14 protein-coding genes are annotated in these 12,967 nt (G+C 53.9%); 11 read left to right on the top strand and 3 right to left on the bottom strand.

The window, feature by feature from the left end; all coding sequences use genetic code 11:
• Nucleotides 1-100: 100 nt before the first annotated feature.
• The gene (locus ACR1UW_RS15785; protein WP_011232425.1) at nt 101-403 is read left to right on the top strand and encodes a LapA family protein; all 303 of its coding nucleotides are present in this window, start codon (nt 101-103) and stop codon (nt 401-403) included.
• A gap of 161 nt (nt 404-564) precedes the next feature.
• On the opposite strand, the gene ACR1UW_RS15780 is transcribed toward ACR1UW_RS15785, so the two are convergent.
• Nucleotides 565-1,563 carry an NAD(P)/FAD-dependent oxidoreductase gene (locus tag ACR1UW_RS15780; RefSeq protein ID WP_498934032.1) on the bottom strand — a complete coding sequence of 333 codons (999 nt, stop codon included), beginning with the start codon at nt 1,561-1,563 and terminating at the stop codon, nt 565-567.
• 278 nt (nt 1,564-1,841) lie between these two features.
• Here ACR1UW_RS15780 and ACR1UW_RS15775 point away from each other — a divergent pair, with 278 nt between their 5' ends.
• The 5 genes from ACR1UW_RS15775 to spsC all read left to right on the top strand — a co-directional run bounded on the left by ACR1UW_RS15775 (nt 1,842) and on the right by spsC (nt 5,277).
• Nucleotides 1,842-3,065, top strand: coding sequence for an NAD(P)/FAD-dependent oxidoreductase (locus ACR1UW_RS15775; protein WP_498934030.1), 1,224 nt, complete (start codon nt 1,842-1,844; stop codon nt 3,063-3,065).
• Between the two features lie 155 nt (nt 3,066-3,220).
• Nucleotides 3,221-3,718, top strand: a complete 498-nt coding sequence (locus tag ACR1UW_RS15770) for an NUDIX domain-containing protein (protein ID WP_328062704.1) — start codon at nt 3,221-3,223, stop codon at nt 3,716-3,718.
• A 128-nt stretch (nt 3,719-3,846) separates the two neighbouring features.
• Nucleotides 3,847-3,984, top strand: coding sequence for a YuiA family protein (locus ACR1UW_RS15765; RefSeq protein ID WP_158236219.1), 138 nt, complete (start codon nt 3,847-3,849; stop codon nt 3,982-3,984).
• A 55-nt stretch (nt 3,985-4,039) separates the two neighbouring features.
• Nucleotides 4,040-4,363, top strand: coding sequence for a YuiB family protein (locus ACR1UW_RS15760; protein WP_033010687.1), 324 nt, complete (start codon nt 4,040-4,042; stop codon nt 4,361-4,363).
• A 275-nt stretch (nt 4,364-4,638) separates the two neighbouring features.
• Complete coding sequence (gene spsC / locus ACR1UW_RS15755) at nt 4,639-5,277, top strand: stationary phase survival protein SpsC (RefSeq protein WP_276521810.1); 639 nt, start codon at nt 4,639-4,641, stop codon at nt 5,275-5,277.
• A 17-nt stretch (nt 5,278-5,294) separates the two neighbouring features.
• On the opposite strand, the gene ACR1UW_RS15750 is transcribed toward spsC, so the two are convergent.
• Entirely contained in the window at nt 5,295-6,107 is an 813-nt protein-coding gene (locus ACR1UW_RS15750) for a cobalamin-binding protein (protein WP_498934027.1), read from the bottom strand.
• Nucleotides 6,108-6,291: 184 nt separating this feature from the next.
• Here ACR1UW_RS15750 and ACR1UW_RS15745 point away from each other — a divergent pair, with 184 nt between their 5' ends.
• The 3 genes from ACR1UW_RS15745 to ACR1UW_RS15735 all read left to right on the top strand — a co-directional run bounded on the left by ACR1UW_RS15745 (nt 6,292) and on the right by ACR1UW_RS15735 (nt 9,614).
• The gene (locus ACR1UW_RS15745) at nt 6,292-7,785 is read left to right on the top strand and encodes a leucyl aminopeptidase (protein ID WP_498935335.1); all 1,494 of its coding nucleotides are present in this window, start codon (nt 6,292-6,294) and stop codon (nt 7,783-7,785) included.
• Nucleotides 7,786-7,977: 192 nt separating this feature from the next.
• A complete protein-coding gene (locus tag ACR1UW_RS15740; RefSeq protein WP_033006732.1) occupies nt 7,978-8,598 on the top strand; it encodes a DUF47 domain-containing protein in 621 nt (206 codons plus the stop codon).
• Nucleotides 8,599-8,615: 17 nt separating this feature from the next.
• Complete coding sequence (locus ACR1UW_RS15735; protein WP_044742701.1) at nt 8,616-9,614, top strand: inorganic phosphate transporter; 999 nt, start codon at nt 8,616-8,618, stop codon at nt 9,612-9,614.
• Between the two features lie 59 nt (nt 9,615-9,673).
• On the opposite strand, the gene ACR1UW_RS15730 is transcribed toward ACR1UW_RS15735, so the two are convergent.
• The gene (locus ACR1UW_RS15730; RefSeq protein ID WP_498934025.1) at nt 9,674-10,279 is read right to left on the bottom strand and encodes a biotin transporter BioY; all 606 of its coding nucleotides are present in this window, start codon (nt 10,277-10,279) and stop codon (nt 9,674-9,676) included.
• 172 nt (nt 10,280-10,451) lie between these two features.
• Here ACR1UW_RS15730 and ACR1UW_RS15725 point away from each other — a divergent pair, with 172 nt between their 5' ends.
• Both ACR1UW_RS15725 and ACR1UW_RS15720 read left to right on the top strand, forming a co-directional pair.
• Nucleotides 10,452-10,610: a hypothetical protein gene (locus tag ACR1UW_RS15725; protein WP_498934023.1), complete on the top strand. Its 159-nt coding sequence runs from the start codon at nt 10,452-10,454 to the stop codon at nt 10,608-10,610.
• A 648-nt stretch (nt 10,611-11,258) separates the two neighbouring features.
• On the top strand, nt 11,259-12,917 hold the full coding sequence (locus tag ACR1UW_RS15720; RefSeq protein ID WP_429903820.1) for an IS1634 family transposase: 1,659 nt from the start codon (nt 11,259-11,261) through the stop codon (nt 12,915-12,917).
• Nucleotides 12,918-12,967 lie beyond the last annotated feature (50 nt).

The raw sequence follows: 12,967 nt of genomic DNA, 5'->3' as shown, positions 1-12,967 counted from the left end.
CTGGCGAAATGTTGGAAGGGTGGTCTTTCCCTCACGAAATTGGGGAAAACGGCCGCGCTCCAACATCGGCCTTTTCGGGAGCGCCAAAGGAGGAGAAACGATGAAAGGACAAATCAATGTCATCTTGGCGCTTGTCTTGGCGCTCATTGTGGCGCTGCTGGCGGTGGCGAATGTCGAGCAGGTGACGATCCATTATTTAGTCGGCGAAACCCGCTTGCCGCTCATTATCGTCATTTTAGGTTCGGCCGTCCTTGGCGGCCTTGTCGTCGGCATGCTCGGATGGGTGCGTTTGTTCAGCCTGCGCCGGCAGGTGAAGCTGCTCGAGAGAGAGCGGGAGGAATGGACGAAAAACAAGGCTGGGAATACTGATGGCGAGTCGGTTTCGCTGGAGCGAGAGGGATGAGGCATGAGTATGGCGCCCCCAACAAAGAGGGGCGCCTTTTGCTTGAAAAACGGGTGTGGACGGGGCGGGCTATATGAATGGCTCCAATCAGTCGGGATGCGGCGTTAAGGCGAAATGCCGAGCGCCCCTTCGCTTCCGCTTGTTTTCCCGACGGAGCGCCATTAAAACAGCGATGTCGAGTGCGCCGGCTGCATCCGCGCCGTCGGGTCGATGTACGTTTTCGCGCTGCTGATGGCGATCGGCGCTTCACCGAAGCCGCAAGCGATCAGCTTGATTTTGCCGTCGTATGTGCAAATGTCGCCGGCCGCATACACGCCGGGGATGTTCGTTTCCATGCGCGAGTTGACTTTGATCGCATTTTTTTCGATGTCAAGCCCCCAGTTTTTGATCGGGCCGAGCGACGAAATAAAGCCGTAGTTGACCACGACGGCATCGACATCGACCGTTTCTTTCGCGCCTTCTTTCACATGCTCGAGGACGACCTGACGGATGCCTTGGTCATCGCCGATGAGCTCGACCGGCACAAACGGCGTTTTCACGTGTACGCTTGACTTCATCAACTGTTCGACGCTATGTTCATGGGCGCGGAATTTGTCACGGCGATGCACAATCATGACGCTTTCGGCGATCGGTTCGAGCATGAGCGACCAGTCGACGGCTGAATCGCCGCCGCCGCAGACGAGCACGCGCTTTCCGGCAAATTGCTCCAAATCGCTGATAAAGTAATGCAAGTTTTTCTCTTCGTATAGGGAAGCGTTCTCAAGTTCGAGCCGGCGCGGCTGGAAGGCGCCGTTTCCGGCGGTGATGATCACGGTTTTGGAATAATGCACTTCTTTATCGGTCACGAGTTTGAACGTCCCGTCCTCCTGTTTTTCCAGCGTTTCGACCGATTGGTTCAGGCAGACGGCGGGGGAAAACATGCTCAGCTGCTCTTTCAGCTGGTTGACAAGCTCTTGGGCGCGCACTTTCGGAAACCCGGCGACATCGTATATGTGTTTTTCCGGATATAACGCGGCCAGCTGCCCTCCAAGCTGCGGAAGGCTTTCGATAATTTTGACTTTCATTTGCCGCAAGCCGCCGTAAAACGCGGCAAACATCCCGGTCGGCCCGCCGCCGATGATCGTGACGTCATAAAGATTCCGATCCTCTTTCACCGACATTCCTCCCCGCATATAAATAATGGCATTACAAGTTTATCTTACCATAAATGCGCGCCGTTATAACGGCGAATTTTTGCCGGGCCGGCGGAAAAAAAGGGCTTGAAAAGAGGCAAAAAAAGAACTAATATGGTTGTGGATAGATTGTTAATTTTTTGTGACAATCTGTCAACATTTTTTTGAAGGTTAACGTGAATACTTTCACAAACTTCGCTCAATAAAAATGGGGGCCGCAGCAAAAGCTATCAAAAACGTGTGGGAAAAAATTAAAAAGGGTGGAAGTGATTCAAGTGAGAAAACCAAACGTTGTCATTTTAGGGGCTGGCTATGGCGGGCTCATGACGACCGTCCGCCTGCAAAAACTTGTCGGGGTGAACGAGGCGAACATTACGCTTGTCAACAAACACGACTACCATTATGAAACGACATGGCTCCATGAAGCGTCGGCCGGCACGTTGCACCATGACCGCGTCCGCTATCCGATCCGCGACGTCATTGATCGCAGCAAGGTGAAATTCGTCCAAGATACGGTGACGAAAATCGTGCCGGGCGAAAAGAAAGTGCTGCTTGAAAATGGCGAGCTGACGTACGATTATCTCGTCATCGCCCTCGGATTCGAATCGGAGACGTTCGGCATCAAAGGGCTGAAAGAGTACGCATTCTCGATCGCCAACATCAACGCGGCGCGGCAAATCCGCGAGCATATCGAGTACCAGTTTGCGACGTACAACGCGGAAGAGGAAAAGAAAGACGAGCGGCTGACGATCGTGGTCGGCGGGGCCGGGTTCACCGGCATCGAGTTTTTGGGCGAGCTCGTCAACCGCATTCCGGAGCTGTGCCGCGAATATGACATCGATCCGCACAAAGTGCGCATCATTTGCGTCGAAGCGGCGCCGACCGCGCTGCCGGGCTTCGATCCGGAGCTTGTCGAATACGCGGTGAGCCAGCTCGAGCGCAAGGGAGTGGAGTTTAAAATCGGCACCGCCATTAAAGAGTGCACGCCGGATGGCATCATTGTCGCTAAAGGTGATGATGTCGAGGAAATTAAAGCCGGCACGGTCGTGTGGGCGGCGGGCGTGCGCGGCAGCCGCGTCATCGAGGAATCTGGGTTTGAAGCGGCGCGGGCGCGCATTAAAGTGGACCCGTACTTGCGTGTCCCGGGGCATGAAGACATTTTCGTCGTCGGCGACTGTTCGCTCGTCATTGATGAAGAAACGAACCGCCCGTATCCGCCGACGGCGCAAATCGCCATGCAAGAAGGCCAGCTGTGCGCGAAAAACTTGGCGGTGCTCATCCGTGGACAAGGGGAGCTGGAGCCGTTTAAGCCGGATATTAAAGGGACGGTTTGCTCGCTCGGCCATGACGATGCGATCGGCGTTGTGTTCGGCAAAAAGTTGTGGGGAACGAAAGCGAGCTTCATGAAAAAAGTCGTCGACAACCGCGCTTTGTATTTGATCGGCGGTGCATCGCTCGTCATGAAAAAAGGGAAATTCAAGTTTTTCTGATGAAGGCCAAAAGAGGGCGCTCCCATCGCCAGGGGCGCCTTTTCTCATGGATGTTTCCGTTCGGGCCGGCTCTTTTTTATATGGCGGCTGACAGGGAACGGCTGCTTTCTTGTCGAAATACAAACAGGGACAACGGTGGGAAAAGGATGAGGATGATGGACCACAAACGCGGAAACGTATGGATTGCCTCGGCCGGGCTTGTGATCAACGAAGCGGGCGAATGGCTTGTCGTCAAGAAAGCCTACAGCGGGCTGAAAGGCAAATGGTCGCTGCCGGCTGGATTCGTCAAGCCGGGGGAGATGCTTGACGAGGCGGCCGTCCGCGAAGTGAAAGAGGAGACGGGAATCGACGCCGAGCCGGTTGCGTTTCTCGGTTTGCGCACCGGGGTCATCGACGGAGAGATCAGCGACAATTTGGCGATGTTTCTTCTCCGCCCATTGTCGGCCGCCATTACCGTGCAGGCGGGCGAATTGTCGGCCGCTGCTTTTTTAAGCAAGGCGGCGCTCCGCGACGACCCGAACACGTCCGGGCTGCTTCGCTATTTATTGGCGCTTGAGCCGCTCGTCTCCCTTCCCCCGCATAACGGGCTGAACCCGGGTGATCCGTTTGGGTACACGAAGTACCGCCTTTACTTAAAATCGTCAAAATCATAAGAATAATGGAGAAAATGAAAGCGAGGCGCCGATGTATTCGATTACATGAACGAAAACAGAGAAGAATCGCTGTTTGTTTTTACAGAAAATTTTGATATATTAACAAAAAAGAAGTGGAGGGAAGAAGAATGGCACAAACGGCGACGACGACCGATTGCGTGTACTGCGGTGGCCACGGATACGTCCAGCTTTTGCTCGGCGGATCGGAAACGTGCTACGGCTGCCAAGGGACGGGAAGCGAGACGGAAGACGACGATGAGCATTGACTTGTCATCCGCCCATCCAGTACACTGAAAAAGGGTGTAAGGGAGGGAAGGGCGGATGCAAATGAGTTTGCCGGTTGTACTCATTTCGATGCTTTTATTTTTCGTCTTATTTTTCGGCATCGGATTTTTGTTAAATATGTTGTTGCGCATGACATGGATCATGGCTGTTTGCTTTCCGGTCATTGCGGTGTTCATTATTGACGACGTGCCATGGACGCAGTATTTGACCGATCCGGCCGCCTCGTTTTCGGCGCTCGGCCGGAAAATCGCCTCGCTGGCAACGGCTGATTTGTTGATTTTGGCGAGCGGCTTTGCCGGCGCCCTTTGCGCCGGCTGGGCGATCCGCACGCTGCGGGCGAAAGGCTATCAAATGTTCTAAGACATTTCGGATCGATCATGCTGCCCGATCGGTTGTATTTTTCGCGAAAGGGTATCAAAGGTGTTCAGGCGTCTCCGCGCAAGCGGGGGCGTTTTTTATTTTTGCGCGCCACCGTGTCTGCGGCGGCGTTTTTTCATGTTGCGGCGATGCCGGAGGGCGCCGCGGAACAGGCGCTTGGAGTCCGGTGTCATGCGTTTTTTCGATTGGCCCGCCGTTGCAATGAATATTTCGATTTTGGTTGGAGATAAATAGAGGTGTGAGAGGAGTTGAGATCATTGGATAGGTTCAGGCAGTTTGCACGCCGGACCGCGATGACGGTGTTGTTTTTCCTGGCGCTCACCGCGACGTTCCAGTCTGTTTCCGGAGTCGAGGCGGAAACGGTTCTCCGCTCCTTGTCGAGCGCATTATTGGTCGAGCATGAGCCGAGTGGCGGGACAAACGGCCGCCCGAAAAGCGGCAGTCGCTCCGCCCCGCGGCTTGAAGATCAGTTTGACTGGTCGAAATACCCGTCTGTCGAAGTGGTGGCGACCGGCTATACGGCTGGGGTCGAATCAACCGGGAAAACGCCCGATCATCCGGAGTATGGCATTACGTACTCCGGCGTGCGCGTGAAGCGCGATCTTTACTCGACGATTGCTGCCGATTTATCGATCTTTCCGATCGGCACGATTTTGTTCATCCCCGGATACGGGTTTGGCGTCGTCGCCGACAAAGGTGGGGCGATCAAAGGCCATCGTCTCGATTTATATTATGAAACGGTCGAAGATGTCTATAAATATTGGGGAAAAAGGGAAGTGCAAGTTTACATTATCCAAAAAGGGGACGGCAAGCTGTCGGAGGAAGAATTGACGCGGTTGAACGAGGATGAAACGATGCAAGTGTTCCGGCAGCAATATTTGGAATCGAAAAGTTAAAGGAGGGCTCCCGCCCGTCAGCCGCCAAGGAGCGGATCGCTGCCGTCAGCGGGAGGAAACAGCGCCGGATGCAAAAGCGGCGCCAATTTTTTTAATCCGACCAAGAGGCGCGGCGACGGCCGGCAATAGAGCGCTTCTTCCAACACGTGGATGCGCCCGGCACGGACCGCCTCAGTCTTGTCGGCGTGCGGGCGCGCGATAACGGCGTTGGCGTTCATGTTTTTCGTCTGCACGCCGACCCAAACGAGCAGCACGTGCGACGGGTTGCGGGCGACGACGTCTTCCCATTCCGTCTGGACGCTCGCTTCTGGAAGGTCGGCGAACACGTTGCGCCCGCCGGCGAGTTCGCTTAGTTCGCTCAGCCAGTTTGCCCCGCCCGGCGTGAAAATCGGCCGCGGCCACCATTCCCAATAGAGGCGAGCCGGCTCCGCCACCGTTGCGGCCCGCTCGCGGTATTCGCTGAGAAATGCGCGGTAGCGGCGGACGAGGTCGGCCGCTTTTTTCGTTTCGCCAAGCGCCTCGCCGAGCTGAAGGAGATCGTTGGCGATGTCCTCAAGTGAATTCGGCGCCAGGACAAGGTGCGGGAGCCCGCGCCGTTTGAGTTCCACGACGTTGCGCTCCATGCCGGGCACGCTTAAAGAGGCGACGACCAGGTCAGGCTTGAGCGCCTCGACGCGGTCCATATCAATGTGCAAATCCGGCCCGACGTTTGGCAGCTGCTTCACCTCGGGCGGCCAGTCGGACGAATCGTCGACGGCGACGACATCGCCAAGGCGGCCGAGATAGGCAAGCAGTTCGGTGTTGCTTGGACAAAGGGAAACGATTCTCATCAGCGTCGGTCCTTTCTAAATCATCGTGATGATTACGGATTCGCCTTGCCCTGCGTGATTTCCTGTCCGTTTCAGCTGATTTTTTTGCATGAACGCAAGGAAAGAAAAGTTAGATAGTCGAAAGAATCGCTTTGCTTCGCTATAATGAAGGTGGGAATGAATCAACATGGAAAGGGATGAGACGATGTTTACGGTAAAGCCATTGCCGTCTGTCGAAACGAACGAGGAAGCGTTGGTCATCGGCTTGTTTGAAGGGGGGCAGCCGTTTGCCGGCCTTGCCGGCGAGTATGACGCCCGCCTTGGCGGACAGCTGTCCGGACTGTGGAAGGAAGGCGACATTTCCGCGAAACGGGGGAGCATCGCCGTGATTCACCCGCTTTTGCCAGCCGGGGCGAAACGACTCTATTTTGTCGGGCTCGGCAAAAAAGAGGAGCTGACGTTTGCGCGGCTGCGCGAGGTGTTCGGCAAGCTGTTTCGCGCGTTGAAGCAGGCGAAGCGGACGAAAGCGGCGGTCGCGCTTGACACGTTTACGACCGGGGACGTCGACGAAAACGAAGCCGCGCATGCGCTTGCCGAAGCGTATTATTTGGCGACGTATGAGTTCCCGGGATACAAGCAAAACAGGCGAGAGCGGGACTATGAGATGAAATCGCTCACCGTTTATACGGGGGCGGACGCAGCGGACATCGAGGCGAGCTTGTTCGTCGGTTCGGTGTACGGGAAGGCGACGAACTCGGCGCGCACGCTCGTCAACACGCCGGGGAATTTGCTGACGGCGTCCGATTTGGCGGATTATGCCGTAAAGCTCGCTGACCGATACGATTTTGACTATGAAATTTTGGAGAAAGAAGACATGGAGCGGCTCGGCATGGGAGCGCTGCTCGCGGTCAACCAAGGGTCGAAGCAGCCGCCGAAATTGATCGTGTTGAAATATCAAGGGAAAGAAAAATGGGAAGACGTGATCGCCCTCGTCGGCAAAGGGGTGACGTTCGACACAGGCGGCTACTGCCTGAAGCCGCGCGACAGCATGGTTGATATGAAAACGGATATGGCCGGCGCGGCGGCGGTGCTCGGGGCGATGGAAGCGATCGGCGAACTGCGGCCGGAACAAAACGTGCTCGCCGTCATCCCGGCGACTGACAATATGATCAGCGGCGAGGCGTTCAAACCGGATGATGTCATCACATCGCTGTCCGGAAAAACGATCGAAGTCCGCAACACGGACGCTGAAGGACGGCTCATTTTGGCCGATGCGGTGACTTATGCGAAACAGCACGGCGCCAGCTATATCATCGATGTCGCCACGCTGACAGGCGGAGTGATCGTCGCCCTTGGCACGGACAAAACAGGGGCGATGACGAACAACGAGGCGCTGTTTGAGCAGCTGCTGGAAGCATCGATGGAAACCGGGGAGTTCATTTGGCGGCTGCCGATCACCGAACACGACCGCGAGCGGGTGCGAAGCAGCAAAATCGCCGATTTGAACAACTCTCCGGGGCGCGAAGGGCACGCCATTATGGGCGGGGCGTTTATTGGCGAGTTTGCCGAAGACACCCCGTGGGTGCATTTGGACATTGCCGGCACGGCGACTGCAAAGAAAGATGGCGACCTCGGCCCGGCTGGGGCGACGGGTGTCATGGTGCGGACGCTGGCGGCGTTTGTCGAACGATTTGAATAAGTGAACGAGAGCCCGAAGCTATGGTGCATAGCTTCGGCGTTCTTTTGCCACGCTACATAGTAAGAAAGGCGAACAAAATGTAAAGGGAATGTAAATTTAGTGTAAAGTTTCTTTTTACTTATTGTAAATAAAGTTCAAATTGCTACAATAAGTAGCGGTGATTTTTGATTCTAACAATGGAGGGTGTCCGGTATGATTTTTTCCCCAAAAAAGGATGTTTTCTTCGACATGTTGTTTACGATTTCGGAAAATGTCAAGGAAGCAGCCCAATACTTTGTTGAGTATAAAATCCGAGGCGTGAGCGACTTGAAAGAATTCGCCCGCGTCATGAAAGAGTATGAACGGAAAGGCGATTCGTTCATCCATGAGCTTGTCGTCCAATTGAACAAAACGTTCATTACGCCGATTGAACGGGAGGACATCCATCAGCTGGCGATGAAAATGGATGATGTGCTTGATGGGTTTGAACAATGCTCCGCCCGGTTTGAAATGTTCTCATTCACGGACATTGACGAACATATGGTGAAGTTCTTCGACTATATTTACCAAAGCACGATCGAAATCGTTCATGCGCTCGAACTGCTGTCGCACAAAAAGTTGCTTGACATGCGCCAGCACGCCATTAAAATCAAGGATTACGAAACGAAATGCGACGAAATTTTGCGCGCTTCGATCAAAAACTTGTTTGTGACGCAAAAAGACCCGATTAAGCTCATCCAATACAAAGAGCTTTACGAAATGTTGGAAGAGATTGCTGACAGCTGTGAAGATGTCGCGAATACGCTCGAGACGATCATTATGCGCAACGCGTAAAAGGGGACGTTGTTTTTATGGATATGATTTTAGTCTTGACGATATTCATTGTGGTTTTCGCGTTGGCGTTTGACTTTATTAACGGGTTCCACGATACCGCGAACGCCATTGCGACGTCGGTGTCGACGAGAGCGCTCACGCCGCGCCAAGCCATTATTTTGGCTGCAACGATGAACTTTATCGGCGCGCTCACCTTCACCGGTGTCGCCAAAACGATTACGAAAGACATTGTCGACCCGTTTGCCCTAGAAAATGGGCCGCTCATTATTTTAGCGGCGTTGACATCAGCCATTGCCTGGAATTTGATCACGTGGTATTACGGCATCCCGAGCAGCTCTTCGCACGCGATCATCGGTTCGGTTGCCGGAGCGGCGATTTCCGCGGCTGGGGTTGGGATTTTGAATTATGGCGGGTTTTTGAAAATTTTACAATCGCTGATTCTTTCCCCGTTTTTGGCGTTAGGGGTCGGCTTTATCATGATGAACATTTTTCGTTTTATCTTTAAAAACGCCAACTTATACAGCACGACGAGGGGCTTTCGGATGTTTCAAATTGTGACGGCGGCGTTTCAGGCGTATACGCACGGAACAAACGACGCTCAAAAAGCGATGGGGATCATTACGATGGCGTTAATCGCCGGCGGATACCACGCGACGACCGACATTCCTGAATGGGTGCGCATTTCTGCCGCCTTGGCCATGGGGTTGGGAACGGCCGTTGGTGGGTGGAAGATCATTAAAACGGTCGGCGGGAAAATTATGAAAATCCGCCCGATTAACGGGGCGGCGGCCGATTTGTCGTCTGCGCTCGTCATTCTTTCGGCGACGATGTTCCACTTGCCAGTCAGTACGACGCACGTCATTTCCTCGGCCATCATGGGAGTCGGCGCCGCCCAACGGGTGAAAGGCGTCAAATGGGGCGTCGCTCGCCGCATTGTGCTGACGTGGATCATCACCTTGCCGGTGTCAGCGTTGATTGCGGGGTTTGTGTACCAGATCCTTCGTTTATTCTTCTAATCCATGATCGAGGGTTTCCAAACAAAAAGCGCGCCTGTTGTCAAACAGGCGCGCTTCGTTTATGCCGCCGGACGGCTCGCGGAAGAGGAGCGTCCAATCGCCCGGCAAAGCTTTGGAGCGATCAAGCCGGCGACGATCGACAACAAAATGTCTTTCGGCAGCGGGGCAAGCATCCAGCCCCACACCATGCCGTACGAAAGCCCTTCCGGCGCTTCCGCCCATAGTTTGTACGCCATGTACATCCAGTTCGTGCCGATGACATAGTTGATGACCATGCCAACGAGTGCGGCGGTGACGAAACGAGCTTTTGACGCCGGCTGCGGGCCGCGGTTGATGATCCATCCGGTCGCATAAGCGGCAACGATAAACGAAAGAATGAAGCCAAATATCGGTTGGAAAATCATCGACAGTCCGCCGCTGAATTTGGCAAACACCGGCACGCCGGCGAGGCCGACGAGCATGTACACAATCATCGCCACCGCACCGAGCCGCCGCCCGAGCACCGCTCCGGCCAAGACGCAGAAAAACGTCTGCAGCGTAATGGGAACACCGCCGACGACCAAAAACGGCGCCCACGACGTAATGTTCGCGCCAATCGCCATCAAGGCGACGAACATGGCGGCAAGCGTCATGTCAATCGGTCGAAGCGAAGTCCGTCGCTCCATATGTAAACCCCCTTTTTTTGTTCGTTAACAAAATCGTACCGAACAACCGCTAGGCTGTCAATTCTCTTTTTTCGGCGGATGATAAAGCGGCTTGGGGGGATGATAAGAAAAACGACTCCTCGAGCGCTTCATGCGGACAACGCGGCGAGGAGCGTGAAAGGAGGTCTTGTCAATGGATCGGTTCGTGCCGGATGAGGAGCTGAAACGGGCGAGCAAAATCGGAGCGAACGAAGACATCATCCATACAAGCAAACACGACGACGGCTACGATTTGCGCACCCCGGCGGAAATCGGGGCTCGGCAGCCGACGGATGAAAACGGCAATGCGTAAAAGAAGGGGCGCGGATCGACAGGAAAGAAAAACGTCTTGGACCGATTCGCGCCTCGAAAAAGCCGGAGGATCGAGCGAAAAAAGATGGCCGCCTCCCCATCGAGTTCCCTTAGAGTGGTCTTGTCGTTCTGATAAAATGCTGCCGGCTCGAATGTCGTGCTCGTTTTTCAGTGGGTTTTTCGGCATGAAAGGAATAGTAGGAAACGAATTGATTGATTTTTATGAATAAATGCCTATTTTTGATATATATAAGTTGCAATAAAGAATTTCCGAATTTTTCGTTTCCGTTTTCATCTCGATACGAGCTGATACGGTGTAGCATGGCGGGGAATCAGTTGGATGTAAAACAAAATTTCAACTTATATAGTAATAAAGTCCCTTTTTTTTTAAAATTTCCAGTAAAATTTTAACAACCCATACGCCGCAAGTCCCCCGCCTCTAAGCGAAGCGTAGGCGGGGGATACGCGGCGTCCTTTTTTTACTTTTGATCAAAAAAAGTAAAAAAATGGGAGAATCGATGAAAAAAGAATATAGATTTTCGATTATTCCTCACATTTCGCACCCTCTCGACGAAAATCGGGAGGATTTTTTCGTTCCGATGTCGAATGAATCCTTGACACACAAGGAAAGTGAAGGAGTTTTTCTCTCATGAACGTTCAAGTCAAAAAGGTCTATCGTAATGATTATTTGAATATAATAAGTGCCCTATTCAAGAAACTGGGCCTGCCCCAATTGATTGACCATCTCGTTCCCGTTGATCCACAGTGCCAGACTCGAGTCAGCGATGCCGTTCAGGCCATCATCTACAATCTGTTTGACGGCCGGCAAGCCCTTGTTCACTTGGAACATTGGGCTCAGGAGGTCGATTGTGAGAAACTCATCCGTCCCGATCTCCATCCTTCCTGGTTGAACGACGATGCGTTGGCCCGTCATCTCGATCGCCTGTATGAGGCTGGCATTCACAACGTCATCAGCACTTGCTTGATTCATATTTATCGCAAAGAAGGCCTTTCCCTCCGAGCCTTCCACGCCGATACGACGGACAAGACCGTTTACGGCGCGTATGAATCGGCCTCATTAGAGGCTTTGCAGATCACACATGGCTATAACCGCCATCATCGTTGGCAAAAACAGATCGGTTTCGGACTGGTCGGCAACGAGGACGGCATCCCGTTTTACGGCGATGTGCACGACGGCAACCTGCCTGACAAAACGTGGAATCCGGAGGTGCTGTCCCGTGTCCACGAACAGCTCAAACAAGCCAAGATGGAAGACGAATGGATTTACGTGGCCGATTCCGCCGCGATGACAAAAGACACTCTGGCGCAAACCAAAGCGGCCAACGCCTTTTTGATCACCCGAGGCCCTTCGTCGCTTCGGATCGTGAAACGGGCATTAGCGGAGGCCGATTCGCCTCACATCCCGTGGAGCGAACCCTTTACCCTGGCGGAGAGAAACGGCGCCACGTATCGGGTATGGGAAACATCCTCCACCTATGAAGGCCACCCCGTTCGGCTGATCGTCGTCGAATCGAGTGCGCTCGACCAGCGAAAAGGAAAGACGCTTGAAAAAGAACGAACCAAAGAAGCGGAGCTTCTTCGCGAGGAACAAGCCCGTTGGGAGCGTCACCCCTTCTCCTGCCGGGAAGATGCCGAACAAGCCTTGGCGTCCCTCAAGGCGTCCCTTCGCCCCCGGTTTCATCGGGTTGAGGCCGCGGTCGAAGAGACCGTACGCCTGAAAAAACGGCGCGGACGGCCGAAAAAAGGGGCGGAACCCGAGGTGGAGACGCTGTATTTCTTGCACCTTGACGTCGAATTCGACCAAGACGCGTGGGAACAGGCAAGACGGAAAGCGTCCCGGTTTGTCCTTGTCACGACCGTTCCGAAGGAATGGAAGGGCCAACCCATGGATGCCCAAGAGATCTTGAAGCTGTATAAAGGGCAGATCTCGGTGGAAATGAACTTCGCTTTTTTGAAAGATCCGTTTTTCACGGATGAGATTTACGTCAAAAAACCAGAACGGGTCGCAGTATTAGGCTATTTGTTTCTGTTGGCCTTGGCGATTTACCGCGTTTTTCAGCGCCGAGTGCGCCAGTTCATCACACCCGAACACCCATTAAAGGGCGCCGGAGGCCGCAAGCTGACCCGACCGACGGGGCAGGCGATTTTCCAGCTGTTTCAATATGTGAACGTCGTCCTCCTGGAGCTGCCGGATGGACGCATCCAACGCTCACTGGATCGCTCCCTCACCCCTGAACAACGAAGGATTCTGCAGGGGTTGGGGCTGGATGAGAGCATTTACGTGTAACGTCATACGGAACGACCAGCGATGGTAAAAAAAGGATTGCCATCGCTCGT

The sequence above is a fragment of the Geobacillus lituanicus genome, assembly GCF_050994965.1.
GTDB classification, from domain to species: domain Bacteria; phylum Bacillota; class Bacilli; order Bacillales; family Anoxybacillaceae; genus Geobacillus; species Geobacillus stearothermophilus.
Note: the sequence above shows the minus strand (reverse complement) of the source record. Positions and strands in the feature narration are given on the sequence as shown.